We start from the raw sequence: 26,734 nt of genomic DNA on the forward strand, positions 1-26,734 counted from the left end.
GTCGAACCGATCAGCCTTTGACCGCGCCCGCCGTCATGCCTTTGACGATCTGTTCTTGAAACAGCATATACACGAGCCAGAGCGGCAGCATCGAAACGACAAGTCCGGCGCATACGAGCGCGTAGTCGGTCGAATACTGCCCGGTTAGCGCCATAACGCCTTGCGTCAGCGTCTTCGAAGGTTCGCTGCCGATCAGCACGTAAGCAAATAAATATTCGTTCCAGCAATTCAAAAAGCCGAGCGTCCCGACCGTCGCCAGCCCCGGCTTCGCGAGCGGAAGCACGATGGAGACGAACGTGCGCACCCGACCGTAGCCGTCGATGGCCGCCGCCTCCTCCAGCTCACGCGGAATGCCCCTCAGAAAGCCGTGCAAAATGAACACGCACAGCGATAGATTGCTTACCACGTAAATCAGAATTAAACCGAAATGCGAATTCAGAAGATGAAGCTGCTTGAGCAGCAGGAAGGACGGAATCAGAATAGCGTGTACCGGAATCATGATTCCGAGCGTGAAGTACGCGTACAGCCAGCCGCTCTTCTCTCTCCGAGCGAGCACGTAAGCGGCCATCGCTCCGATCAGGAGCATGATCGCCACCGCGCAGGCGGAGATGAACAGACTGTTCCAAAAATAACGCGACAAATGCGCCGTTTGCCAAATATCGGCATAGTTGCCCCAATGCCAATTCGCCGGAAGACCGAACGGATTGGCGTAAATTTGATGCTTGTCTTTGAGCGAACTGACGAGCACCCAATAAAACGGGAACAGCGTCGACAAAGCGAAAACCGCGAGCACGAGACCCCGCGACAGCCCGGCGGCCCGCCGCATAGCGTAAGTCATCCTCCATTCCCCTTTCAATTATACAGTCTGGCGCAAATTCTTTTAAACAGCATCGTAAACAGGGCCGCATAGGCCAAAATCGTAATCGTCATCGCGCTGCCGTACCCGATTTGATTGCTGATGAACGCGGTTTTGAACATTTGCAGGGCGATGAACGACGACGCGTTGCCCGGTCCTCCCGACGTAATGACCCAGGCATGGTCAAACGATTTGAGCGAGCCCGTCACCGCCAGGATGACGCACACCTGGAATACGTCCCAGATTTGCGGCATAACGACGTTGAAGAACGTGCGGAACGGGCCCGCTCCGTCCATCCGCGCGCTCTCGACGAGTTCCTCGGGCACTTGCTGGATCGCCGCCAGAAAAATGACGACGTACAGGCCGATATACTGCCAGATTTGCGGAGCCATGACTGCCTTCAGCACCGTATGCGGATCGGACAGCCACTGTCTTTTCCAAGCGGACAAGCTTAGCGAATCGAGCAAATGGTTCAAAGGCCCGGTATCCGAATTGTAAAACAGAGAAAACATCAATCCGATGGCAACCGGCGAAATAATAACCGGAATGAAGATCACCGACCGGAAAAATCGGAACCCGCGCATAACCTTCGCCAGCAAATAGGCGATTGCGAGTCCCGCTCCTACTTGAAAAATGAGAGAATACGCGATTAATTGCCCCGTATTGCGAACGACCTGCCAATAATCGCCGTCCGCGATCAATTCTTGATAGTTGCCCAACCCTACGAACGTCTTGGCGGTTACCCCGTTCCACTCCGTCAAGCTGTACCCCGCCGACATCGCGACAGGATAGATCATGAACAGCGTGTAGACGATCACCGCGGGCAAGACGAATCCGCCGTAAAAAACCGCATCGTGTTTTCGCCGCATAGTCTTCTCTTCCTCCCTTGCACAGCTGCGTAAACAAAAGGAGGGGAACGCGCCCCCTCCTCCTTGTTCCGCGATATCCGTCACTTCGCCTTATCTAGCGCTTTCTGCGTCTTGGACACATAATCTTCAGGCGACACGAAGCCTGCGAACAGTTCGTCCAGAGAGCTCAGGATGACGGAGTAGGCGTTGCTGTCGGGAACGTAGCTCTCGTGATGCGGCCATACGTTTTGGTTTTTCGTGAATTCCATCGCTTTGGCGTATAGAGGAGAAAGCGTAGACGGATCAAGCTCCATCTGCTTCGCCGGGAACAAACCGCCCTTCGCCACTTCTCCCAACACCTCGTCGGAGTTGATGAAGTCGGCGAAATCCACGAGCGCTTGCTGCTTCGCCGGGTCCTCGAACGATTTGCGGTTGATGAGCAGCCCCATCGCAACGGCGCCGATCGTGTAAGACGACGGGTCGACGACGGAACCTTCGAGCGCAGGGAAGTCGATTAGATCGGTCTTATCGACAATCTCTTGCTTCACATTGCCGATCATCCACGGAAATTCATAAACCATCGCCGCTTTTTCCTCGTTATAGAGCGACAATTGCGGCCCCCAATCTCCATTGGCGACCGTATCGCTCGGGAAAATGCCGTCCGCCTTCATCTGCGCGACCGCTTGCGCCGCTTTGCGGACCGCGTCCGTATCGTATTGGTACGTTTGCGGAATTTTCTGCGCGTCGTCGAAGCCGTTTTGGAATTGGTAGGCCAAATAGCTGAAAAACAAGTGCGAAGGCTGGCCGTTTTTGCTGCCCATGCTGAACGGCACGATGCCGTTGTCGTTGAACACCTTGGCAACTCGGGTCAATTCGTCGTACGTTTTCGGATATTCCAGATTGTACTTTTGGAACAGCTCGCGGTTGGCCATGAAGAAGCCTTTGAACGCTTCGAGCGGAAGACCGTACTTCTTGCCGCCAATATCGAAGAACGACCAGGCGATATCGGTGTATTGCTCCTTTTTCACCGTGCCGCTCTTGCTCAAATATTCGTCCATGTCGAGTATTTCGTTTGCGTCGACGAGCGGCTTGAGGTTAACAGGTCCGAGCCAGTAGGTGAAAATATCGGGCAAATTGCCGGCCGTCGTGTCCACTTTGATTTTCGTGCGATGCTCCTCGCCCGGCGTCGCTTCGAATTTGAAGGAGATTTCCGGGTGCTTCGCTTCGTATTCCTTCAGCTTGCCCTCGAAATACGACGCTTTCGGGTCCGCTCCCGTCCAGTTGTAGGCGAAGCGGATCGTGATTTTGTCCCCGCTGCTGCCGGCACTGCTTGGCGAAGGGGAAGCGGATGGAGAAGTCTCGGCCGATGGAGTTGCGCTGCCGCCTTTGCCGTTATCGCTGTTCGAGCATCCTGCGGCCAAACCGGCGATTAGCGTCGTTGCAAGGACGATGGATGCGGACTTTTTCAATTTCGCGTATAACCATGTCATGAGAATCATGCGCTCCTTTAGTATCAAATAACAAGCGTATGGAATGATTTCGCCGTCATCGGCACCTCGTAGATAGCCCCTTCGCATGAGATCGCGATCGTTCTCGGCGCGTCATGAGGGTTATGCACGATAAACGCTTTGCGTCCTTCGGCATTCTCGAAGGCGATGGCGTTGCCGCTCCAGCCTCCCTGGAGGTCGAGTCTGACAGAGCCATTGCCGACGAACCGACACACGTGCTTAAACAAATAAAATTCCGGGTTCCACGTCACTTCGCCGCTATCCGGGTCCACGTTGACAAGGCTGTTCTGATACCCGCCCCACGTGCACTCCCCGCCTTTGGGGAGTACCATATTCCAATACACGTAGCTTTCGACTCCGTTATTTAGATAATGCCACAGCAGGCTGAAAATGTAGTGTGCGTATTCCCACGTGTTTTTGCCGTCTCCGCATTCGTTTTCCGTCTGCATAAGCCGCATTTCCGGGAACGCGACATGCGTTCGCTGAATCGCTTGCTTACCCGCCCATTGATAGCCAACGCCGCTCACGTACGCCTTCGCTTCCGGGTCGTTCAGGACAACGCCAGCGTAGCTGTTGTACGAATCGGTGTTGAGCGTGCCGAGCCACAGCTCGATTTCCGGCCGCTTTTCCTGAAACAACGGGCCTAGATAGCGTTTTAGAAAATCCCGCATTTCTTCTCCGGTCCATACGCACGATGGGAAGCGATGATGCGTGACAGGCTCGTTCTGAAAATGAACCTGGGAGATTCGCACGCCTTCTTGCGCGTAAGCTTCCACAAATTTCAGCAAATAGAGCGCGTAGGCTTGCAAATTCCGTTCCGTCGCGACCAGTTTGCCGTAGTTGTACGTTTGCGGATGCTTCATCCACGTCGGAGGGCTCCATGGCGAGGCGAACCATTTCATGTCCGGCTGAATCGCTTGCGCCGCCTTGACGTAAGGCAGCAGATTGTGCCGATCGCGATCGATTGAAAACCGCTCCATCGCGTAATCGCCCTCGTTGTCGTTGCAGCTGTACCAGTTCACGGAGTAATCGGTCGCTCCGATCGGAATCCGGTTTAGCTCGAAGCGCAGGCCGTCGCCGGTTTTGTCGAACAGCGCCTTCAGCACTTCCTGCCGCGCTTCTTCGCTCGTCGACTTGAGCGCCATCCACCCTAATTCGTTGACGCATCCGCCGAACCCTTCCATTCTTTGATGCCTATCGCCCTTCCATGCCAAGTCGATCGTCGGATGCCCGGCAGCAAGCTGCGGCTCGCTCTCCCGCCATACCGCCCGTTCGTCCGACGACACGAGCAGCGGCTTTCTTGGCGCCCGCTCTGTCATCCTTCGTTGCCCCCTTTATTTTTGACGTTCTAACCATTTCGATTATAGGAAAAGGGAGCCGCCCGCCGTAACGCCACGATATTGCGATTGTATCGCCATTTCGTATCCGATTTCGTATGCCTGAGCTCATTGTGGTCGTTTGAATGGAAATTACGGTTCGTCAGGGGGTCAAATCGTATGGGAAGAGGGTGAAATCGTGCTCGTCGTCGAAGCTCCATAACGAAAAAAAAGTTCGCGAGCCATCGGCGACGGCAAGCGAACGTATTTTTCTGCGGAGTAACAGATGCCCCCTGCTCCGTTTGCCCTCCCGAGTCATGCCCGTCCAATCGGCAACATAGAGTAAAGTAACATGGACGAGTCAGGGTCGGGGGGTTCCGCAAATGAAACATTGGGCCAGAAGCATCCAAGTCGCGCTCGTATTTATCGGAACCGTCGTAGGTGCGGGCTTCGCTTCAGGCAGGGAAGTACTGCAATTTTTCACCCGCTTCGGGTATTGGGGACCGTATCTGATCATCGTCTCCACGATGTTTTTCGTGTGGATTGGCGCCAAGGTGATGCTCCTGTCTGCGAAATTAAACGCCAGATCCTACGAAGACTTGAACAAGCATCTGTTCGGGGACAGCGCTGGACGCTGGGTCAGCCATATGATGCTAATCGTGCTGCTTGGAGTCAACGCGGTCATGTTGGCCGGAGCAGGCTCCGTCTTCGCGGAGCATCTCAATCTGAGCTATCAGACGGGGCTGATCGTGACGATGTTCGCCTGCTTCCTGCTGCTGCGCAAAGGGATGAACGCCATCTTAACGATCAATACGTTCGTCGTTCCCCTCATGATCGGCTTTTCGGCTTTCCTCGTATTCGAGATGCTGCGCCAGCCGCTGCCGGATCAATGGTTCAGAGCGCCGAACGAGCAATCTGCTTGGGCGGCCTGGCTGTCCCCGTTTCTGTACGCCGCCTTTAATCTGTCGATGTCCCAGGCCGTTCTCGTTCCGCTCGGATCGACGATCGGCGACGTTAAAATTTTACGCAAGGGAGCATGGATGGGCGGAATCGGCATCGGCGCGCTGCTGCTCGCCGCTCATTTCGCCTTATCGTCCCGCATGCCGGGCATCGCCGAATTCGATATTCCGATGGGCGGCCTCGCGATGGAGCTCGGAACATGGCTGCATTGGGTGTATGTTTTCCTGATTTTTATGGAAATCTTCACAACGCTTGTCGCCGATATTTACGGGCTTACGCTCCAACTCCACGAACGAACGAAAGCGTCCCCTTGGATGTTGACGGCGATCCTGCTGCTGCTTTGTTTTCTCGCCGGGCAATTCGGCTTCGGCACGCTGCTCTCGACGCTCTACCCGATGTTCGGTCTGCTCAGCCTGGGCTGGCTGTTCCTGATCGGACGGGACAACGCGCTTCCCGCCCGCCCTTCCCAGCCGCCCCCTAAGCTCCCAGCGTAATCAGCCGCGCTCCGGCAATGCCGGAGACTATCGTCTGCGCGACATGACGATGGCAGGTAAAGAGCAGCGCCTGCCTTGTCTCTCCAAGCTCTTCGAGCACCGGTAGCGTGCGCGCCAGCCTCGTCTCGTCGAAGTGGACGAAGAGGTCGTCCAGCAGCAACGGCAGCGGCTGCTCCGGCGACGCCGCGTCGCACAGCGCGAACCTCATCGCCAAGTATAGCTGCTCCTGCGTACCGCGGCTTAAATAAACGCTGTCCAGCAATGAGCGTTCCTTCGTCTCGGCATACAGCGCCTTCGAATCGCCGGGAGCCACAATCCGGATATAAGCTCCGTCGGTCATCCGCTGAAAATAACGAGAAGCCCGCATCAGCACCTCGGGCTGCTTCTCCTCTTCGTAGACCGCTTTCGTGCGAACGATCAGCTTGTCTGCGAGCGCCAGAACCGCATATCGCTCGGCGAGCTCTTCGAGCTGGTCGCCCAGCTCTCTCAGCCGCTGGCTCTTATCCTCCAGCTCGGCGTCCCGTCGAAGCCGCTCAAGCTCCTGCGCCAGCCGGCCGCGCCGGTCCAGCAGCTCCGAACGGCTTGTCTCGGCCTCGGCAAGCCCGATCTGCCGCTCTTGGACAAGAACGGCGAGAGAAGCTTCATCGCGCTTGCCGAGCAGCTCGTACAGCTCTGCCAGCGCAGCCTCGTCCCGGCCCGCTTCCAGTCGCAGCTGCATCTCGCGAGCTTCTCTTCGCAGCGCTCGGCAGCGTTCGTCGATACGTATCCGGCCCTCCAGCTCGTTCTCGGAGGCAACGCCGAACTCGCGCAGCAGCGTACGGACTTGTTCCTCGACGCGCTCCTGCTCGGCTTCGGTTTGTCTAACTTTGTCGGCGGCAGTCTCCATCTGCGCTTCCAGCTGCTGAGCCGCCTCTTGCGCAGCCCTTTCCTCCGCAGCAATGCGATACAGCCATTGCACGGCAAGTTGGGCGTCCGCCACGCCAAGCCCGCCCGGAGGAGGCCATTTCTCGGCGAGACTTCGCGCCGAGCGATCGAATTCGCCGATCGTGCGGTCCAACGCATGAAGGCGCTCCTCAAGCCGCTCCCGCTGTCTAAGCGCCGCTTGCCCTCGCTCGGCCGCGGCGAACAGCTCGGGCGCGCCGCCCGGCGTCAAATGAAGCGGCAGCTTGCGCGCGATCAACCAACGCCGCCAGCGCTCTCCGAGCTCGTCCAGCAGCCGCTGCTGCCGCTCGGCGTCTTCGTCGATGAGCTTCCTCTCCTTGAGCAGCTGTTGCATCCGCCCCTGCAGCTCCTGTCTTCGCGAGCGAATGCGATCGTTTTGTTCCCAAAGGCCGATCTGCTCGTGAACCGCTTCGCGCAGCTTTATCCAGTAGGCATCCGCTTCCTGCGCCGTCGGCGCCTCATCGATCAAGAACGACGATTCGGACAAATGTGCCGCAGCGGCTTCGGCCTGAGCATTTCCCAGCAGCTTTCGAAGCTTTTCATTCATTATGTTTTGGCTTACCCGGTATGCCTCCTCCGACTCCGAGGAAGCTTTCGCATTTTCCCGATAGCGCTGAGCCTCGTTGCCTCGGCGGCTCCAGACGTATACGGCGAGCGCGGCGGACATGGCGAGCAAGCCCGCGGAGAACAGAACGGCTAACGGGGAGAGCCCTTCCCCTCCGAGCGGCAAGAACGGCCACAGGAGCCCTGCGACCGCCATCGCCACCGCAACCCAGACAAGCCATCCGCTTGAGCCTCCGCGTCCTTTGCCCGAACTCGATCGCGACAGGACTACGCTCTCGGGCAATCTCGGCCTTCCGGCAGCCGCAAGGCGCTCATAGTCTCTGCGAGCGTCCTCCGCCTGATGCCAGATCTGCAGCAGCTCGGACTTCGTTGCGGGCGCGAATTCGACGGATAACCCGGTTTCCTCCGCCGCGTATTCCTCCGCAGCTTCACCAGCCCCCAGTTCCGTCTCCTGGTCTAGCAGCACCTCTCGCTGCCTATCCAATCTACGCAGCTCGGCCCGCAGCGTCGTCGCGGCTTTTTCCGCCTCCTCCCACGCTTGCCGCAGCTCGCGCGCCTGCTCGCGATCGGCAGCCATTCCGCCGAACTCGGCCAGCTCCTCCTCGCCCCATTGCGGCGATATCAACGCGAGCGATCCGCGAACTGCATCGTTCAGCGCGACCAGCTCAGTCTCGAGCCCGGTCCGCTCCTCTCGTTTGGCGGCTACGCCTTCGCGAATCGCTTCCAGTCTCGCCAACTCCGGAAAAGCCGCAAGCCGCTCCTCGTCCCAATGCAGACGTGCCCGCCGCCATAGCAGCTCTTCAAGCGCATCCCGCTCCGATGCCACTCTAACCGATACGGCGCTCCGCAAGCTTCTCCGCTCGGCCCATTTTCCAGCGGCGTCTTCGGGCAGCAGCGCCGCGGAAGGATCCGGCAGCGCCGCCCGCAGATCGGCGATTTCCGCGAACAGAGCCTCGCGCTTCAACCACCACTCCCGCGCATCGAGCGCGCCCTGCAGCTTCGCCGCTTCCATTCGAAGCGCGGGCAGATCTTCGCCCGACTGCGCGAGCCGCTGCTCGAGCCGCGCAAGCTCTTCCGTCGCTTCCGCGTACTCGCGAATGCCGTCACGACTTCGGCGAATCTCCGCCTCCAGATCCTTAATGGCTGCAAGCAGGCGGTTCATCTCCTGGGTCGACCCTCTCGGACGATAGAGACGGTCGAGCTCTCCTCCGAGCTTGCGGCGCGCCTCCGTAATCGAGGCGCCTCCTGCTAGACCGGCATGATACAAATAGTTGCCCAGTTCTTCCCCCTGCAGCGTCCTCAGCTCATGCAGCTCGTTAAGAGACACGGCGAACAGCTGCCGAAACAGCCGTTCCGACAAGCCGCCGAGCAGCAGTCTCTCCCATTCAGCTTGCGCGACGACCCTTTCCGTGCCGGACTCGTCTCTCAGCCGAATCTCTCCGCTTCGTTCCGCATGACGCTCGATCCGCCACTGAAGCCCCCCCTTGTCCTCCAAAACAAGCCGTCCCCCGTGACGCCCGCCAAATGCCGGCTCTCCCCGCTCCACCGGCTCCTTGCGCGTCGGGAATCCGTACAGCATGCTTCGTAGGAACCTCAGCAGCGTGCTCTTGCCGGCTTCGTTAGGTCCGTACAGTACCGCGATACGTCCCTCTCCGAACGAAAGCTTCAAATTGTTCAGCGCGCCGTACCCGTCCACTTCGATTTCCCGTATGTACATTTCCGCACCTCCCCGCCCCTAGGGCGTGCCTTCGTCGCGCAGCAGCGACGCGCTCAATTCCATTGCGCGGCGGAGCCATTGCTCTCGTTCTTCGCGCGATCTTCCGTCCAACCATTCCCGCACGCGCGGCAGCTTGCGCAGCGACTCCGTCGCTTCGTCGAGCAGTTCCTTCGCCTTCTCCGGATCGGATGCGGCCAGCATTCCGCGACGAATCAGCTCGCCCAGAAATCCGTCCTCCTCGGCGACGCTTTCCAGGCGCAGTTCCCCCGACGTGCGAATATGCAGCGACTCCGGCCAGACCCAATCGTCCGTCTCCTCCGGGGAGGCGAGACATTCCCGCAGCCCCTCCAGCCACTCTTCCGCCGCACCGGCCCGCAGCAGCAGCTCATGCATCGTTCCGCGGCCTTCGAGCCGCAGCCGCGCGACGGTCGCTCTCCCCGGCGAAGATCGGCGCGCTTCTTCCAGCGCGTCCAGCATCGCCTCTTGAAGCTGCTGCTCCCGATTCAGCCCGTCGATCGGAACGACGATCTCCCGCCAGACCACGTCCGCGAGATCGTGAAAGCGCATGTCCACCGCTCCCGAACCGTTGACGGACACCACATAAGCGCCTTTGTCGCCCGTCTCTCGGACGCTTCTTCCCTGCAAGTTGCCGGGATAGACGACATGCGGATACTCCCGCAGCACGCGCCGCTCGTGCACGTGTCCGAGCGCCCAGTAGTCGAAGCCTGAGGAAGCAAGCTCTTCGAGCCGGCAGGGAGAATAATTGTCGTAATCGGGATCGCCATCCACGTTAGCGTGCAGAACGGCAATATGAAAAGGCGCCCCCTCCCGTCTCTTGAAGCGAAGCGCCAAATTGTCCCCTACCGAACGGGTCGGGTACGATATTCCGTAAATATAAGCCGCAGGTTCGCCCCCTCGGGTATACGCCATGCGGCATTCCACCTCTGAGGAACCGAAGGCGAACACACCGTCCGGCCAATCCAGCTGCGCCATTCGACCGCTCTCATGGTCGTGGTTGCCATGCACGATATACGTTCGGACGCCTTGCCTCGCCATATCGCCGAGCGTCCGCTGAAGCCGCAGCTGGGCTCGCAGCGACCGATCCGCCGCATCGAACAGATCGCCTGCGATGACTACGAAATCCGCGCGTTCCCGCATCGCCAGCTCTCCGAGCCGACGAAGCGCGGCGAACGTCGATTCGCGCAGCCTCTCTCTCACGACGGGCGGAGCCTTCGACAGCCCCTTAAACGGGCTGTCGAGATGGAGGTCGGCGGCATGAATGAAAGTAAAGGGCGCTCCCATCCCGCTTACGGCTCCTCGCGGCCGTCTCCAGCGTCCGCTGCGACCGCGGCCTCGCTGTCCGCATCCGCGCCGTCCGGTCCGAAGGAAGTGTAAATGTGCTTAAGCTCGCTGATGACGCGGTTCAGCGAATAGGCTTCCTTCGCCTTGTTCCAGCCTGCGCGAGCCATCTCGTAGCGGAAATGCGGATCGACGATCACCGTCTCGAGAGCATTGGCCAGCGCGACCGGGTCCTCGGGCGGGACAAGCAGACCGTTCATGCCATCCTCGATCTGCTCCGAGATGCCGCCGACGTTCGTGCCGACAAGCGCCAGCAGGCAGAGCGCCGCTTCGGCGAATACCGAGCCGAACGCCTCCGCGCGCGAAGGCAGCACGAACACGTCGAAGAACGGCATCAGCTCTTCCGGATGAAGCATGTAGCCGTAGAAGATCGTATCGTCGTAGATGCCCAGCTTCTGCGACAGCTCCTCCAACTCTTCGCGAATCGGGCCGTCTCCGATAATGTGAAGCACGAACCGGGAATTGCGCTTGCGCAGCTCGGCGCAAGCCTTGAGCAGAACGTCCAACCCTTTCGCCGGAACGAGCCGGCATACGGTTACGAGCTGCGTAACTTCATTATCGTGAGACACCGGTTTGAATCTTCTCTCGTCATATCCGTTAGGAATAACAATTGTGTTGTCAGGTTCTTGGAGGTAAGTGCCGATATACTGAGCAAAGGACTTGGAAACCGTGAGCAGGTGGTCGGATTGAAGATCCAATTCCCCGTATATTGCAGTCAGAAAGCGGTGCTCCGGCCCCCCCTCGGCGATCCGGCCGTTCAGCACAAGCTCGCGCTCGTAGCTGGAGTGGATCGTCGTCAGCAGCGGCGTATCGGGAAATACCCGTTTCATCGCAAGCGCGGCGATCGGATGATGCGCGTGAATGAGATCGAATTTCTGTCCGGATAGCCGGAGCTTCACCCACCAGAGGTAGTCCTTGTATGTCTGCATGTACTTATCTATAATTACGTTGCCAGCATAAGGACGCCAATCGAACGTCGCAAACTCGATATCTTCCTGACCTTTGTTGCGAATGCGTTTCGGAAGCGAGAACATCTCCATCTTCCAGCCGATTTTGCGAAATCTCTCTCCGATATAGGGAACCATGGACGAGACGCCTCCCGGCTGCTCCGGGGGAAAAAACAGCGCCTGCAAAATATTCAACGGCGTTACCTCCTCATTCCGACGTTCAGGATGCGATACAGGTTGAATCGTAAAGGAAGACCCATTGCATTCCGAAATTCAACCTATATCGTCTCTCTCAAAATATGATATATTAGAAACATATGTTCTGCAAGCTTCCCAGACTGCTTTAGAAGGAGATCCACATGTTCCTGATCACGCTGACTCCCGATAATTTGGCCTTGCTGTTCTCATCGGCAATGGCCGTCGTCATTGTCTCACTGATGCTGTTCATGTCTTACCGACTGTTCGCGAGCAATCGGCGGCAGGCCTACAGGTCGTTGCTGACTTCCCTCGCTTTCATTCTGATCCAACAGCTGCTGCAAATGACCGTCTCGCTCGGAATGACGCCGTCGTCTCCCCTTCTGATTTTCACTGGGAAGCTGCTGCAGGTTTTTGCGTTTATCGTCATCAATTTCGCCATCTTCGAGCTGTATCACCGCAGGCGCCCGAGAACAAAGGTCTGGTTTTACGGACTGCTTGCGACGGGCCTAGTCGTCGCCGCATTAGACATCCTTCCCGAAGCGCTTTCGTCGCATCAGGAATGGGCTGAAGGCATCCGCTCCACGCCTGCGCTCGACGGCTACTTGCTGCTGCTTGCTCCGCTGTTCGTGCTGATGTTCGCTCCGCATATCGGCCAGCCCCGCAAGTATATGACCAACCTATGGATCGCCTTCACCATGCAGCTTTCCAGCATTTCGTCCATTTATTGGGCGCCCGAAGCCGCGATTTTCAAAACGATCGCGGGCTTGCTGCCGGTGTTCTATTATATTCTGCTCTTCGCCATCATTTTCGAACGGGTCGTGGAAATTTTGCAATCCGTCTACCGCTCTTCCATTACGGACGGCTTGACCAACCTGTATAACCGCAGATACTTTATGGGCAGACTCGACCCGATTTTGAAAAGCGGCCGGCCGGTGGGGGCGATTTTCTGCGATATCGACAATTTCAAGAAGTTGAACGATACGCAGGGGCATCATAAGGCCGATGGCGTTCTGAAGCAGGTCGCGGCGCTGTTGATGGAGGAAACGGACGGAATCGGCCTGGCCGGAAGATACGGCGGCGAAGAACTCGTCGCTTTTGTCGTCGGGCCGGTATCCGCCGTGGCGAAAACCGCCGAGAGCATCCGCTCCCGCACCGAGAAGGAGAGCATCGTCACGATCAGCGTCGGCTTCAGCATGGGTGCGAGCGGCGATACGTCGGAATCTCTCATGAAGCAGGCGGACGAAGCGATGTACCACAGCAAGACAAACGGCAAAAACCGGGTTACCGATTTCGCCGCGTTGAAGCGTTCGTCGAGCCCGACGGCCGCTCCGTCGCGTCGCAAAGTCTAATCTCGGCCTCAGCGCCGGTTATTTATTCCACACGAGGAGTGACAAGCGAGTATGCCTACTTTATTGATGCTTTTCCAACTTAAACCCGACCAGCTGGAGCAAGTCCGTCGGAGAATTCCGGAGTGGACCATCGTATCCGCACGCGATTCCGAGATTACGGAGGAGCAATACCGCGATGCCGAAATCGTACTGGGCTGGGACTCCGCGATGACGACCTCTTTCGATTCCGCCGTCAATCTGAAATGGGTGCAGACGACTTCCGCAGGCGTGGATAAGCTGCCTCTGGATCGGCTTCGCGAGAGTGGAGCGGCGCTGACAAGCGCCAGCGGCATTCATCCGATATCGATGACCGAGACGCTGTTCGCGATGCTGCTGGCCTTCAGCCGCAATCTGCATCACGCGATCCGCCGACAGAGCGATAGCGAATGGCGCGCATCGGAGCGCTATTCCCAGCTTGCCGGCAAAACGATCGGCATCGTCGGCGTCGGTGCGATCGGAACGGAAATGGCCCGCTTGGCGAAGGCGTTCGGCATGACGACGCTCGGCGTGCGCAAGAGCGCCCGCCCTGTCGACGTTGTCGACGAAATGTACGGAATGGATCAACTGGGCGATGTTCTGTCTCGCAGCGACATGGTCGTCAACGTGCTCCCCTACACCGAAGAGACCCACCACATTTTCAATGCCGAGAAGTTTGCAGCCATGAAGACCGACGCTCTCTTCTTCAATTTCGGACGCGGTGCGTCCGTGGATACCGCAGCGCTCGTCGCAGCTTTGGAGCAAGGCGAGATCGGGGGAGCAGGCCTTGACGTATTCGAGGAAGAGCCGTTGCCGGCCGACCACCCGCTTTGGCCGATGGACAACGTTATCATTACTCCGCATATCGGAGGTTGGACGGACAACTACAAAGCGCTCGTGACGGACATTTTCCTCGAAAACCTGGACGCTTATCTATCGACGGGTCAACCAACTCGCAATGTAGTCGATTTAGACCGCAATTACTAAAGCAGCTTACGCCGAACGTCCGGCTCCGCATTTGCCCAAAATCGTGCATTCCGGGTAAATGTCCAATCCGCGCTCTTCCTTCTTCATAATATAGGTGTAGGCCGAGGAAAGGGTCAACGCACGAGATACACCCGCTTCGGCTCCCCTAAACAACTTCATGAAGGAGGAGTTTGCATGTCTGGTGTAGTCGGCGGATACTATGCATCGGCAGCCTTCGTGCTGGTCTTGTTTATTCTGCTGGTCATTATTTTGCGCGCCGGTTACTGAGTCGGCCGGAAGCAGCATCGATCCTAATGATAAAAGCGCATGTACCTCCTTCCTCGGGGTACATGCGCTCTTTTATTGTCGCCTAACATTATTGCGCCGATTGGACCAGACGCTCCAGTATAACGGCGACGCCGTCTTCATTGTTGGAGACGGTCACTTCGTCTGCGGCGGCTTTCACTTCGGCGGGGGAGTTGTCCATTGCCACACCCCGTCCGGCATATTCAAGCATTTCCATATCGTTATAATAATTGCCCATCGCCAATATGCTCTCTCTAGCAATCCCTCTCTGTTCGGCCAACCAGCGCAGCGCCTGTCCTTTGCTAGCCTTCGGATGCTGCACGTCGATAAAATAATCCCCGCTCCGGATCGTCTGCAGCTCGTGCGTCCAGCTGTGCCACTCTATTTCCACCGTGTCCAACACGGATTTCGGCGCGTAAATCGACATTTTCACCAGCGGCTCGGGCAGTGCTTCCGCAAAGCTTCTCCGAATCGGTTGGGCAAGCAGATGCTCGTACATCGCCGCCGCTTCCTCGTTCATCTCCTCGACGAACAAGTCAAACGCCGTATTCAGATCGAAATGAATGCCCCGTTCCTGCAAAAAGTTCATGTAGCGGCGAGCAAGCTCATGAGAGATCGCCGTATCATGAATCACTTCCCTCGTCTCGCTGTCGACGATAGAGGCTCCGTTATGAGTAATCATCGTGCCCTGCAGGCCGAGCTCCCTCAGCACTCCCAGCGCGCTCGTAGAGCCGCGGCCTGTGCAGATGACAATCTCCGCCCCTTGCCGCGCAGCCTCCCGGACCGCCGCGGCGACTCTCGGCGTAAGCTCGTGATTGTCGCTAAGGAGCGTGCCGTCTACATCCAAAGCAATTAAACGATAGTTCATTTCTAACCTTCCTTCCGGTAATTTCTCAAGCTGTCGATTTCGTCCTCGGTTAGTTCGCGCCAATCTCCAGGAGCTAGGCCGGGGTCGAGCTTCAGCGGCCCCATCGCCACTCGTCGAAGGTAGAGCACCTTTTTCCCCACCGCTTCGAACATCCGCTTCACTTGGTGGAACTTGCCCTCGTGAATGGTCAGCTCGATCCAGCTTAACGGCGTAGCGTTCGGGCCTGAGGGTGCAAAGTCCAGTACGGCGGACATTTCCGCGGCTGCCTCCGGCTTGTCCGCCTTCATTTGCCCCTCTGAGTCTCCAGCGGCGGCGGACAGAGACGCCAGCACCTCCAACTGCGCCGGCATCGTCACATAGCCGTCGTCCAGCTCAACGCCTCGCTCGAACGCCTCCGCATCCTCCTGACCGACGGCGCCCGCCACTAGGGCGCGATACGTTTTCGGGACGTGTTTTCGCGGGGAGAGAAGCTCATGCGACAGTTTTCCGTCATTCGTAATGAGCAATAGCCCCTCCGTATCTTTGTCCAGCCTTCCGACCGGAAAAGGCGACAGCACCGTAATCTCCTCATCGAGCAGATCGATCACCGTCCGGTCTCTCATGTCCTCTGTCGCCGAGACGACCCCGGCAGGCTTATGCAGCAGCACGTACACCGTGTCGCGGTAACGGATCGTTTCTCCGTTCAGGACGACCGTATCGTCGTTCGGACGAATTTGCCGCCCATGATCCTTGACGACCTCTCCGTTCACCCTAACCGCCCCTTGCTTGACCCATTGCTTAATCGAGCTTCGCGTTCCGTATCCCAAGTTTCCGAGCATTTTATCTAGACGGATTGTCACTTTCATTTTTATACCTGCTTTCTATTTGACAGTTTCATGTCAATGGCGTATTCCCAGTTTTGTTCGGCGATCTTATTAGGTATAATGTAAGAGAGTTCGGGACGCTTGTCCATGACTTCATACATTTTAATTGTTCAAATTGGGGGAATCATTAATGAACGCCAAAAAGCTGTCGATCTTCTTCGGCATTCTCGCCGTGCTGATCATCGCGCTCGTCGTACTAAACAACATGAAGCCGGACACCGTATACGGCAAACCCGAAAACAAGCTCTGGCCCGAGACCCGCGCGCAATTGAACGATCCGAACTACAGCAATCTTATTTTACCGGACGAATTGGACAAAAAGCTGGAGAACAAAGAAAGCTTCTTCGTCTACTTCTACGCATCGAACTGTCCGCATTGCAAAGCCACAACGCCGAAGCTCAAGCCGCTTGCCGACGAACTGGGCATCAACATGCACCAATTCAACTTGCGGGAGTTCGAGAACTATTTCGGTAAAATGAATATCGAGGCAACCCCTACGTTAGTATACTTCAAAGACGGCGTGGAAATCGATCGCATGAAAGGCGGCTTGAAGGAGTCGGACACGACGGCGGGCTATTCATTGGACGATTTCAAGGCCTTCTTCGAGAAACACAAACCGGAAGGTAACGACTGATGAACGGCAAGTGGCTGCTTGCTCTGCCGACCGCGCTGCTCGCCGGAGGAATTCTTCTTGTCGCTTGTGGCGGAGGCGGCAAAGACAGCGAACCCCATCGCCATGGAAACGAAACTTGGGAAGTCAAAGCTTCGCTCACGGAGATGCCGTCCTTCCTCGAAAACTATTCGGGAAGAACAAAGCGTCTCTACACGATCGTCGACAAGTATCAAGACATTATGAAATCGGTCAACTGCTACTGCGGATGCATGGATTACGAGGACGCTCACTCCTCTTTATTCCGATGCTATGTGGCCGATCAGGGCGAAGATGGCGTCACCTGGACCGATCACAGCAGCACTTGCGGCATCTGCACGGAGGAGCTCGCCAAAATCGAAGAATGGAGCAAGGATGGCAAAACGCCGGAGCAGATCCATCAGTTGATCGAAGACAACTTTAATCCGAACGCTTAACCTTCTTACAGCAAGAAGCTGCCTCGTAAGCAAAAAAGAGTCGTACGAAAGAATGATCTTGTACGACCCTGCTTATGAGATAGCTTCTTTTCCATTTCATCGCCGCTTCCGACGCCGGGACATCCTACCTACTGCCCGCCTTTGCGCGCACGCGCAAGCGCCGCCTGCACTTCGCTCAACAGCTCCTTAAGCCCCCATAAATCATCCTGCTCCCACAATTCGTTGAAGCGGCGCTGGAATTGCGCAGCCTCCCTGACTCTGCGGAAGTAGTAAAGCTCCTGAATCTCGTTAAGCACCCGCCGAACGACAAGCGAGCTCTCCTCGAAGTCGCGCTGCGCGTCAACGATCTCTTGCCGAATATTCGACATCTCGTTGTCCAGGGAGAACGCCGCCTCCGCCGCTTTGCGCAGTCTCTCCCGAACGTGCTCGGGCAACTGGTTGCGGTATTTATAATTAAGCGAATGCTCAATCGTCGCCCAGAAGTTCATCGCGAGCGTCCGAACCTGGATTTCCGCCAGAACCGGCTTGGAGCCGAGCGACGTCTGAACCGGATATTCGACGATCAAGTGGTAGCTGCGATAGCCGCTATCCTTGTAATTCGTAATGTAGTCTTTCTCATACACCAGCGTCAAATCTTTGCGCTGACGAATCATATCCGCAACGCGGTAAATATCGTCCACGAATTGGCACATAATACGGATGCCCGCAATATCTTCGATGCCAACTTCGATCCGATCCAAGGGAACGCTCAAACGCCGCGCCTTCTCCAAAATACTCGATACCCGCTTCACCCTGCCGGTAATGAATTCAATCGGAGCGTATTCATCCCTGGCTTTAAGCTCGGAGCGCAGCGACTTCAGCTTGACCTTTAGTTCTTCCACCGCTTGCTCATAGGGAAGCAGGAACTTCCCCCAATCCATTCCGTCCATCGACATTCCTCCTAACGAACGCCCGCACCCACCGCTTGAGTAATCCGATCGAACCCGTCCTGCTTCAGTCTTCTCAGCAAACCGCCGTGAATCTCCTTGAGCAGTCCCGGCCCCTTATAGATCATTGCCGTATAAACCTCGACCAAACTTGCACCCGCAAGAATTTTCTCATAAGCGTCATCCGCCGTAAAAATACCGCCCGAGCCGATAATCGGCAGCTTCCCTTTCGTCAGCTTGTAGATGCTGCGCACGACCTCGGTCGAACGCTGCGTCAACGGGCGCCCGCTGAGCCCGCCGGTTTCCCCGGCGTTCCGATGCGTCAATCCGTCCCGGCCGATCGTCGTATTCGTCGCGATAATGCCCGACATCCCGCTCAACTGAATCGCCTCGGCCATATACTCAAGCTGCTCTTCCGTGTTGTCCGGCGCAATCTTCACGAGAATCGGCTTAGGCAATTGCCCATGTCGCGCCGCTTGCTTGCCCATCTCGTCCTTTACCGCGTCGAGCAAGCTTCTTAGCTCGTCTCCATGCTGCAGGGCGCGCAAATCCGGCGTATTCGGCGAACTGATATTGACGACGAAGAAATCTCCGTACGGAAACAGCTTGCTGACGCATGCTCGATAATCTTCAGCGGCTTTCTCGTTGGGCGTAACCTTGTTTTTGCCGATATTAACCGCAAGCGGAATCGGATGCCGTTTCAGCTTGGCGAGCCGCTGGGCCATCACATCCGCTCCATCGTTGTTGAAGCCCATCCGATTGATCAGCGCTTCGTCCGGCGGAAGACGGAACAGACGCGGCAGTTCGTTGCCGGCCTGGCCTTTCGGCGTTACCGTGCCCACTTCCATGAACGACAGACCGACCCTGGACAGTCCGGCCACCGCTTTCGCGTTTTTGTCCAGTCCGGCGGCCAAGCCTACGGGATGAGAGAAGTGGAGGCCGAACAAATCCACGGCAAGCTCCGGCGACGCTTTAGTTCCCCAGATTGCGGACAACATCCCCGGCATGCCGGGCACCTTTCCCGCGGCTCCCATTCCGTCAATAATCAAGTGGTGAGCGGCTTCCGGATCCATTTTAAACAACAGCGGTTTTGCAATACGATATAACAATTGAGTTCGACATCCTTTCGCTCCAAAGAAAACCTTTCGGGTAACAGTTTAGCCTTTTCGCAAGGAAAAGAAAAGGGCATCGCGCCTTTTTGTTCCAGCGGGGTACACGCATCTCCCAAGAGCGATTGAAGAGCGGACAAATTTACGCCTTAAGAACCGTCTTTGGGCCATTAACGCCATACTCTCTTCCGCCCGGGACATACGTTAAGGCCAGTAAGAGCTTGTCTGGTATTTTCCAGGGAAAACGATTACAATAGAAGGAGTTCGCGAATTATAGGATAGAGAGGTTGATATTCATGAGCACACTGAAAAAGAAACCGCCCGTCACGTCACGTCCAAAGGAAAAGGAGCAAATCAACAAAAAGGCGCTCATTTGGATCGGGGCGGCCGTCGGTGTCGTTATTGTGATTATGGCGGTGCTGCTCTCGTTGGACGTCTAAGCCGCAACCGCCGCATTCATTAACCTAACCAATCATAAACTTTGTGGGGGTTTGTCTCGTTCTGCGTGCTCGGCAGCCGGAATCGTTCCGGAGGCGCTCGCAGCTCGTCGGGCAAGCCCCCTTGTGCGATTGTAACCGGAGTTCCCATCGGAACCAGATCGTACAATTCTTCGATATCCTCTTTCTTCATCCTTACGCAGCCAAGCGATTCGTCCTTGCCCATGCTCTTCGGCTCATCCGTACCGTGGATGCCGTAGCGCGTATCCGACAGCGTCATGCCCCTGCTTCCAAAAGCGCCGGTGCTGCTGCCGTTCGGATCCTTCACCTTCTCCGAGATGACGAACTTGCCTTCAGGCGTTTTGTTGCCTCCCAAGCCAACCTCGTAATTACGCAGAATTACATCGCCGCTAACGACTGCAAGCCGATGATTGCTCTTGTCGACGATAATTTCCATCGGTTGCTCCGCCATTGAGGCCAATGTTCCGGCCGGCGCCCCGTGCCCGGAATCCGGTCCCGTCCGATCCGGCCAACCGGCAGTTTGCGGAATTTTGCCATCCTTCTTATCCGTTAGCAAGGCTTTTAATTCGTCGAACCACGCCGACATGCTCTCCGTCCAGCCGCCCATCGTATTCGCCGGATAATCTCCGGCCATCGCTTCCGGCGAAGCCGGCCATTTGCCTGTTCGCTCTTTATAGCGAATCATCGCGGAGCGCAGAGCCAGTTTCTCTTCCTGCAGCGGTTTCCAGCCGTCGACAAGCTTGGAGGCGGCTTTGCCGTCCTCCGGCTTGCAGTCGCACCACTTCGGATCAAACCACTGGACGCCGGCCAATCCCGATTCGCGGTCGGAAGTCACCGTCGCGATCGGTTTGCCGCCTTTAACCCAATCGTTCCACTTCCCTAATCTAGGGACAGCGACCAGCAAGCGGGGCTGACGCGAGGGCTTGTTCGTCAGCAGCTCGCCTAGCACCCCGCTTCCCTGGTCCTGGGGCCCCGGCGCACCCGCAATCAGATCGGGAGGAATAACGCCTGCAGGCAGCGGTGCGGGCTTGCTGCCGACCGCCGGCTTGGGGGGCGCGCTTGTCTGCGGAGATACGACCGGAGACTCCGGAACGGTCGTCTCGATCGCCGCGGCATCTTCCGAATCCGGCAACAGCCCCCATACGATTGCAGTCGCTCCGCCTATAAGGACAAGCGGAATAAGCAGCGCTGCCGTCCATTTTTTCCATCCGGATTTTTTGCCCGTTTTATGTTCGGGGAGCTGCGGAGCCGGCTTCGATTCGAACGCCTCGTAAATTTCTCCGGCCTGAGCGAAGCAATAAGTTGCTTTCGCCTTGTCCCCCTTGCTTTCATACTCCTTGCCAAGCAAATACCAAGCCATGCGGCTGTCCTCGTGTTTAAGGAGGTATTCCTTGAGCGGCAGATCGTCTCCGACATTGGGAACGTTGTCGTAGAAGTGCTGAATCTGTTCGTCAATGCGAGATTCCTTGCTCATGCCCTCACCACCGTCTGAATCTTTTCATCCCTCCATTATTATCGGTTTTTCCCCTCCGGTTCTAAAGCGCTGACAAAACTCCGTTATCCCGCAGGAAAGACCGCTGAAATCAAAATGCCCTAAATCCGCGGTCCTTGCTGGCATATAAAAAAGGGATGCATCCCCCCGGCACGCAAAGCGCCGCCTCATCGTCAGGGGATACATACCCGTTACAATTAAGAATGAAAGTCTAGCCCGGACAGCACTTCCTTGACGTGCCCGGCCCGGATCACAAAATCTCCGAAATGTTCGCTCTCGCGGCGCTCTTTGGCATATTGCCCTAAAAGCAAGGACAGGGATTCGAGAATATCCTTCTCACCAATATTTTCCTTGTAGAGCTTGTTCAGACGCTGACCGGCAAAGCCTCCGCCCAAGTACATGTTGTACTTTCCGGGAGCCTTCCCGATAAAAGCAATCTCCGCCAACGCAGGACGGGCGCAGCCGTTCGGGCAGCCGGTCATGCGGATGACGATGTCGTCGTCGCGCAATCCGTTCTGCTCCAGCAGCGGCTCGATCTTGTCCAGCAAGTCCGGCAAATACCGCTCGGATTCGGCCATCGCCAGACCGCAAGTCGGCAAGGCGACGCAAGCCATCGAGTTTCTCTGCAACGCGGAATACCGTTTGCCGTCTGTTAGACGATAGGTTTGCAGCAGAGCTTCGATTTTCTTCTTCCGCCGGAAACTGACATTGCCGATAATCAACCCCTGATTCGGCGTAATCCGGAAATCGCCTTCGTGAACCTTAGCGATTTCCCGCAAGCCCGTCATCAGCAGATAGCCTTCTTCATCCTTAATGCGACCGTTTTGGATAAACAGCGTGAAATGCCATTTGCCGTCAAAACCCTTCACCCAACCGTAGCGATCTCCGTTATGGTCGAAATGATATTCGCGCTCCGCCTCCAGCGACCAGCCCAACCGTTTAGTCAGTTCGTCCTTAAACCAGTCGAGGCCGCGATCGTCGATCGTATACTTGAATCTCGCGTGCTTCCGAACCGCGCGATCTCCGTAATCGCGCTGAATGGTCACGGTTTTCTCGGCTACGTCAACGACTTGCTCCGGCTTGCAGAATCCGACGACTCTGGCGATCTGAGGATAAGTTTTCGGATCGCCGTGCGTCATTCCCATGCCGCCTCCGACCGTTACGTTAAAGCCTGACAGCTTGCCGTCCTCAATAATAGCGATGAAACCCAAATCTTGGGAAAATACGTCAACGTCATTCGTCGGCGGCACGGCGAGTCCGATTTTGAACTTCCGAGGCAAGTACACCGGTCCATAGATCGGCTCCTGCTCTGCGTTCGAGTCGATTACCTTTTCCCCATCCAGCCAAATTTCGTGATACGCGTTCGTTTGCGGCTCCAGATGACGGCTGAGCTTCGAGGCCCACTCGTACACTTCGGCATGAACCTCGGATTGATACGGGTTCGGACTCGCCATCACGTTGCGGTTCACGTCGCCGCATGCAGCCAGCGTTGTCAGCAGCGAAGCGTTAATCTCCTGAATCGTCTTCTTCATGTTCCATTTAATAACGCCGTGGAGCTGCACAGACTGACGAGTCGTCAGCCGAATCGATTCGTTCGCGTAGCTCTTCGAGATTCGATCCATCATCAACCATTGCTCCGGCGTGATTACGCCTCCGGGAGCGCGAATGCGCAGCATGAATTGATAGGCCGGCTCCAGCTTTTGCTTCGCTCGTTCATTGCGCAAATCGCGGTCGTCCTGCATGTAGCTGCCATGAAATTTCATCAGCCGGTTCTCATCCTCGGGAATGGAGGCGGTAATCCGGTCCTCCATCGCCTCTACCAGGACGCCGCGCAAGTAGTTGCTGCGAACTTTTATATCCTCGACATCGCTGTGGGGAGCGCTGTTGGGGTTCAACAAGTTATTTTCCGACATTGTGTATTCTCCTCTCACGATCGTCGCGGCCGGATTAGTAGACGTCCCTCTGATAACGTTTTTGCTGCTGAAGCTGAGCCATATACTCGACCGCCGCCTCCGACGTCATGCCGCCTTCTTGCACGAGTATGTTCAACAGCGCCTGATGAACGTCATGCGCCATTTTTTTCTCGTCACCGCACACGTAAACGTATGCGCCATCCTGCAGCCACTGGTACAGCTCTTTGGCGTGTTCCTGCATTCTGTGCTGCACGTACACCTTCTGATCCGTATCGCGGGAAAAAGCAACGTCCATGCGCGTCAGCACGCCATCCTTAAGCCAACGCTGCCATTCGACCTGATACAGGAAATCCGTTGAAAAATGTTGGTCTCCATAGAAAAGCCACGATTTTCCGGAAGCGCCCGCTTCTTCCCGTTCGCCCAGGAACGAACGGAACGGAGCAACTCCAGTGCCCGGTCCGATCATAATAATCGGCGATTCCGAATTCTGAGGAAGCTTGAAATTGTCGTTCTGCTGAATGAACACCGGGAGCGCTTCGCCGGAAGCCACTCTCTCGGCCAGATGAACCGAGCAGACGCCTTTGCGGGCGCGTTCGCGCGCTTCGTAGCGCACCGCGCGCACTGTCACGTGCACTTCGCCCGGATAAGCGCTCGGACTGCTCGCGATCGAATACAGGCGAGCCGGGAGCTTGCGAAGAATCGTCACGAACTCGCTTGCCGGCACGCCTTTCAGCGCATAATCCGTCGCCAGATCGAGCAGATCGCGATCGGAAATATAAGCGCGAAGATCCTGCTCCTTGCCAGCCTCCAGCAGTACGCCCAAGCCGCTATTCGGCGTGAGTTTGACGATCTGCTCCAGCAGCGGCTTCGTCAGCACCGTAATTTCGAAATGCTTGCGCAGCGCTTCGCCAAGCGGGAGCTTGTCTCCGTTTTTGTTGATCGTCACTTGCTCTCCCGCCGACCACCCCATCGCTTCGATCAGTTCAGCGACCAGCTCGGGATCGTTCTGCGGGTAAATGCCCAAGCTATCGCCGGGCTCATACTGAAGACCGGAGCCTTCCAGGGAGATTTCCAGATGTCTTGTTTCCCGGTCGGAGCCTCGTCCGTTCAAATTCAAGTTTTCAAGCACTTCCGCCTGAAAAGGATTCGATCTCGAATATTCGGATTCAACCGCTGCACCCGTTGCAGTCGCCGGGGAAGCCGATACGGCCGCCGCAGCTCCGGCAGCAGGCACGCTAAGCGCCGAGACAACCTGCGACATCCATTGCTCGGCTGCTTCGTCGAAATCCACGTCGCAATCGACGCGGTCCGCAAGCCGTGTGCCGCCCAGCTCTTCCAGCCGTTTGTCGAAGTCTTTGCCCGTCTGGCAGTAAAACTCGTAGGAAGTATCGCCTAACGCCAGAACGGAGAAGCTCAGCGACTCCAGCTTCGGCGCCCGCTTGCTGTGCAGAAACTCGTGGAAAGCAATCGCGCTGTCGGGCGGTTCTCCTTCGCCATGCGTGCTGACTACGATCAACAGGTTGCTGACATTCTTCAGCGTATTCGGTTTAAAATCGTTCATCGAAGCGATCGTGACCTGTAGGCCCTGATCTTCCAGCTTTTTCGTCAGCTTTTTCGCCAGCTTGCTGCTGTTGCCCGTCTGCGATCCGAAGAGCACGGTCGCTTCCTTCGGAGCGACCGGCGCTGCCGAAGCGAATAGAGCCTCTGCTGCCGGCGCTATTGTTGCCGCAACTGCCGGGGCAGCTCCCGAGTATCCCGCTAAGTAGCCGTTCAGCCAAACTCGCTGCAATTCCGTTAATTGGGGCAGCAGTCGATTAAGCAGATCGACTTGTTCCTGATCGAAAGGACTGTTTGTTACTTGTAGAACCAACGTTATCCACCTCGCGCGCGCATATGCTAATCTTTTATTCCTAGTATTCAACTGACCTTAATTTATTTTACTTAATTGAACCTACCACAGCTAGCGAAAAGGGTCAATTAGAATGATCTTATAGCATTAATCAGATAAGCTAATAGGAGCAATCTTCGGCGCCGTCTTGACAAAAACAGGCCAGGCGCTCACCAGAGCTGCCCGGCCTGCTTCGGACTCGCGTTTAGAATTCCTTGTTCCGAATGACGACGATTTTGGCGGCGCCGTCCCACTGAATATCTAGTCCGCTCTCGTCGGCGAAGAAACGAACGGGAATAAACATTCTGCCGTCGATCGACACCGTCTTGGCGTTAAGCTTTACCGTATTGCTAGCGCCCGCAACGGTTTTCTTCACAGCATCCTTGCCTTCCGAGATCGCATAAACCGTTCCGTCCTTGGACAGCAGCGCCTCTCCCGTTTTCTTATCGTATCCGACCTGGTAGCCGAGGGCCTTGCCCACATCGCGAACCGGAAGCAGCACAGCGCCGGCTTTTAATTGCGCGGCCACCTCGGTAGAGACTAGCGTTCCGTTCAGCAGCACCGCTATGTCCCCGCCGACCGGAAGCTTGGCCGGGGCGGCGTACTTCTGAACAATGCGAATCTTGTTGCCGAACTCGTCCACAATCGCCAGACGGCCGTCGGCAAGAGCGACGACGTCAGTCGGATGGTTAAACTGAGAGGAAGCGGTCACGCCGTTGACAGAGCCGGGCTCGGTCGGAACGCCCGCTATCGTAGTGACTTGGCCGTCCTTCAGCATCCGAACGACATGGTTTAAGCTGTCGGCAATAACCAGCGCTCCGTCAGCCGTTACGGCAAGGCCTTCCGGCGCGTTAAAGCGGGACTTGGCCGCCTTGCCGTCGGCGTAATCCCCTTGAACGAAATAAGCGTTCGCGCCGTCGTAGCTTCCTCCCCCGGCAACGGTGGACACCTGACCGGAGGTCAAATCGATATACCGGATTCGCTGATTGCCCCGGTCGCTCACATAAAGATTGTCTTTCGCATCGACCGCAAGTCCGCTCGGCTCGTTGAACTTGGCCGATGCGAGCGGTCCGTCTAGGAAATCTCCCGCATTCTCGACCGCTCCCGGAACGTATTCGATCAAGCGAGCGGAAGCCGCATTCAATGTCGATACGGTTCCATTAGGCGCGATTTTGCGAATCAAGTGGTTCAGCGTGTCCGCCACGTAGACGTTGCCCTTGCTATCGACGGCGACATCGGCAGGCGAGTGGAACTTTGCTTCCGCGCCCTTGCCGTCGGATGAACCGAGCAGACCGTTGCCGGCAAGCGTCGATACCGTGCCGTCAGGCATAATTTTCCGGATCGCATGGTTGCCGCTGTCCGCCACGTAGACGTTGCCCTTCGCGTCAACGGCAAGCCCTGCCGGTGAATGGAATGCCGCCTGCTCAGCCGAATCGTTGTTCAATCCGCTAAGCGGGTTCCCCGCAGCGTCTTCGCCTAGCCAACTCCCTGCATAGAGAGCCGACTTGTCCGCATCCAACGTTCTAAGCCGATGGTTCAAAGAATCGGCAATCAGAAGGCGGCCATTTGCAAGCTCGACCGCCGACTTCGGATGATAAAACGTCGTATCGGACAGCGCCCCGTCGCGATGCCCTACCCCCGCTTGTCCGGCCCATGAGCGCACCTCGTACAGCTTGGTGGATTGGGTCCAGCTTGGAGCCGCTGCGGCGGCCGTTGCGAACGTTCCGCCAAGAATTCCGATTGCCGTCACTACCGCAGCCAGTTTCATTTTATTATTTTTCACGGT

At 56.8% G+C, this 26,734-nt stretch carries 22 protein-coding genes; 7 read left to right on the forward strand and 15 right to left on the reverse strand.

The genetic code is table 11. The annotated features are described in order from the left end of the window. Positions 1–10 precede the first annotated feature (10 nt). From J4772_RS05915 to J4772_RS05930, 4 genes are all read right to left on the reverse strand, one after another. Positions 11–838 (reverse strand): carbohydrate ABC transporter permease, encoded by an 828-nt coding sequence (locus J4772_RS05915; protein ID WP_209074528.1) that lies wholly within the window; start codon positions 836–838, stop codon positions 11–13. A 14-nt stretch (positions 839–852) separates the two neighbouring features. Further along, positions 853–1,725 carry a carbohydrate ABC transporter permease gene (locus tag J4772_RS05920; protein WP_209074529.1) on the reverse strand — a complete coding sequence of 291 codons (873 nt, stop codon included), beginning with the start codon at positions 1,723–1,725 and terminating at the stop codon, positions 853–855. Between the two features lie 80 nt (positions 1,726–1,805). Continuing rightward, positions 1,806–3,194: an ABC transporter substrate-binding protein gene (locus J4772_RS05925; RefSeq protein WP_209074530.1), complete on the reverse strand. Its 1,389-nt coding sequence runs from the start codon at positions 3,192–3,194 to the stop codon at positions 1,806–1,808. A gap of 23 nt (positions 3,195–3,217) precedes the next feature. Next, positions 3,218–4,531, reverse strand: a complete 1,314-nt coding sequence (locus J4772_RS05930) for a glycoside hydrolase family 30 protein (RefSeq protein ID WP_209074531.1) — start codon at positions 4,529–4,531, stop codon at positions 3,218–3,220. A 380-nt stretch (positions 4,532–4,911) separates the two neighbouring features. Between J4772_RS05930 and J4772_RS05935 the strand changes: the two genes are divergently transcribed. After that, entirely contained in the window at positions 4,912–5,982 is a 1,071-nt protein-coding gene (locus J4772_RS05935; RefSeq protein WP_209074532.1) for a YkvI family membrane protein, read from the forward strand. Here J4772_RS05935 and J4772_RS05940 read toward each other — a convergent pair. The 3 genes from J4772_RS05940 to J4772_RS05950 are packed head-to-tail and all read right to left on the reverse strand — an operon-like array spanning position 5,966 to position 11,706. Further along, positions 5,966–9,205 (reverse strand): AAA family ATPase, encoded by a 3,240-nt coding sequence (locus J4772_RS05940; protein WP_209074533.1) that lies wholly within the window; start codon positions 9,203–9,205, stop codon positions 5,966–5,968. The two genes, J4772_RS05935 and J4772_RS05940, sit on opposite strands and share 17 nt — an antisense overlap. An 18-nt stretch (positions 9,206–9,223) precedes the next feature. Beyond that, positions 9,224–10,507: a metallophosphoesterase family protein gene (locus tag J4772_RS05945; RefSeq protein ID WP_209074534.1), complete on the reverse strand. Its 1,284-nt coding sequence runs from the start codon at positions 10,505–10,507 to the stop codon at positions 9,224–9,226. 5 nt (positions 10,508–10,512) lie between these two features. Continuing rightward, a complete protein-coding gene (locus tag J4772_RS05950; protein WP_209074535.1) occupies positions 10,513–11,706 on the reverse strand; it encodes a glycosyltransferase family 4 protein in 1,194 nt (397 codons plus the stop codon). Between the two features lie 164 nt (positions 11,707–11,870). On the opposite strand from J4772_RS05950, the gene J4772_RS05955 reads away from it, so the two are divergent. The 3 genes from J4772_RS05955 (at position 11,871) to J4772_RS05965 (ending at position 14,327) form a co-directional block, all read left to right on the forward strand. Next, entirely contained in the window at positions 11,871–13,058 is a 1,188-nt protein-coding gene (locus J4772_RS05955) for a GGDEF domain-containing protein (RefSeq protein WP_246016390.1), read from the forward strand. Positions 13,059–13,109: 51 nt separating this feature from the next. Then, a complete protein-coding gene (locus tag J4772_RS05960) occupies positions 13,110–14,060 on the forward strand; it encodes a D-2-hydroxyacid dehydrogenase (protein ID WP_116059014.1) in 951 nt (316 codons plus the stop codon). A 174-nt stretch (positions 14,061–14,234) separates the two neighbouring features. After that, positions 14,235–14,327, forward strand: a complete 93-nt coding sequence (locus J4772_RS05965) for a sporulation protein YjcZ (RefSeq protein ID WP_116059015.1) — start codon at positions 14,235–14,237, stop codon at positions 14,325–14,327. An 88-nt stretch (positions 14,328–14,415) separates the two neighbouring features. On the opposite strand, the gene J4772_RS05970 is transcribed toward J4772_RS05965, so the two are convergent. Further along, the gene (locus tag J4772_RS05970) at positions 14,416–15,213 is read right to left on the reverse strand and encodes a Cof-type HAD-IIB family hydrolase (RefSeq protein ID WP_209074536.1); all 798 of its coding nucleotides are present in this window, start codon (positions 15,211–15,213) and stop codon (positions 14,416–14,418) included. A gap of 2 nt (positions 15,214–15,215) precedes the next feature. Further along, positions 15,216–16,058 carry a pseudouridine synthase gene (locus J4772_RS05975; protein ID WP_209074537.1) on the reverse strand — a complete coding sequence of 281 codons (843 nt, stop codon included), beginning with the start codon at positions 16,056–16,058 and terminating at the stop codon, positions 15,216–15,218. Between the two features lie 148 nt (positions 16,059–16,206). Here J4772_RS05975 and J4772_RS05980 point away from each other — a divergent pair, with 148 nt between their 5' ends. Continuing rightward, a complete protein-coding gene (locus tag J4772_RS05980) occupies positions 16,207–16,710 on the forward strand; it encodes a thioredoxin family protein (RefSeq protein ID WP_116059018.1) in 504 nt (167 codons plus the stop codon). Then, positions 16,710–17,162, forward strand: a complete 453-nt coding sequence (locus tag J4772_RS05985) for a PCYCGC motif-containing (lipo)protein (protein ID WP_209074538.1) — start codon at positions 16,710–16,712, stop codon at positions 17,160–17,162. Before J4772_RS05980 ends, J4772_RS05985 begins: the two co-directional genes overlap by 1 nt. A 128-nt stretch (positions 17,163–17,290) precedes the next feature. Here J4772_RS05985 and J4772_RS05990 read toward each other — a convergent pair whose 3' ends face one another. Beyond that, positions 17,291–18,091: a GTP diphosphokinase gene (locus tag J4772_RS05990; protein WP_116059020.1), complete on the reverse strand. Its 801-nt coding sequence runs from the start codon at positions 18,089–18,091 to the stop codon at positions 17,291–17,293. 11 nt (positions 18,092–18,102) lie between these two features. Then, positions 18,103–19,197 carry a quinone-dependent dihydroorotate dehydrogenase gene (locus J4772_RS05995; protein ID WP_209074539.1) on the reverse strand — a complete coding sequence of 365 codons (1,095 nt, stop codon included), beginning with the start codon at positions 19,195–19,197 and terminating at the stop codon, positions 18,103–18,105. Between the two features lie 296 nt (positions 19,198–19,493). Between J4772_RS05995 and J4772_RS06000 the strand changes: the two genes are divergently transcribed. Next, the gene (locus J4772_RS06000; RefSeq protein ID WP_181917449.1) at positions 19,494–19,637 is read left to right on the forward strand and encodes a hypothetical protein; all 144 of its coding nucleotides are present in this window, start codon (positions 19,494–19,496) and stop codon (positions 19,635–19,637) included. Between the two features lie 19 nt (positions 19,638–19,656). Here the strand turns inward: J4772_RS06000 and J4772_RS06005 are convergent, their stop codons facing one another. The 4 genes from J4772_RS06005 to J4772_RS06020 all read right to left on the reverse strand — a co-directional run bounded on the left by J4772_RS06005 (position 19,657) and on the right by J4772_RS06020 (position 26,731). Then, on the reverse strand, positions 19,657–21,129 hold the full coding sequence (locus tag J4772_RS06005) for a L,D-transpeptidase (RefSeq protein ID WP_209074540.1): 1,473 nt from the start codon (positions 21,127–21,129) through the stop codon (positions 19,657–19,659). A 215-nt stretch (positions 21,130–21,344) separates the two neighbouring features. Continuing rightward, a complete protein-coding gene (cysI, locus tag J4772_RS06010; RefSeq protein WP_209074541.1) occupies positions 21,345–23,060 on the reverse strand; it encodes an assimilatory sulfite reductase (NADPH) hemoprotein subunit in 1,716 nt (571 codons plus the stop codon). Between the two features lie 34 nt (positions 23,061–23,094). Next, positions 23,095–24,930: an assimilatory sulfite reductase (NADPH) flavoprotein subunit gene (locus J4772_RS06015; RefSeq protein ID WP_209074542.1), complete on the reverse strand. Its 1,836-nt coding sequence runs from the start codon at positions 24,928–24,930 to the stop codon at positions 23,095–23,097. A gap of 223 nt (positions 24,931–25,153) precedes the next feature. Then, positions 25,154–26,731: a stalk domain-containing protein gene (locus J4772_RS06020; protein WP_209074543.1), complete on the reverse strand. Its 1,578-nt coding sequence runs from the start codon at positions 26,729–26,731 to the stop codon at positions 25,154–25,156. Positions 26,732–26,734 lie beyond the last annotated feature (3 nt).

The sequence above is a fragment of the Cohnella sp. LGH genome (assembly GCF_017671885.1).
Lineage (GTDB): Bacteria > Bacillota > Bacilli > Paenibacillales > Paenibacillaceae > Cohnella > Cohnella phaseoli.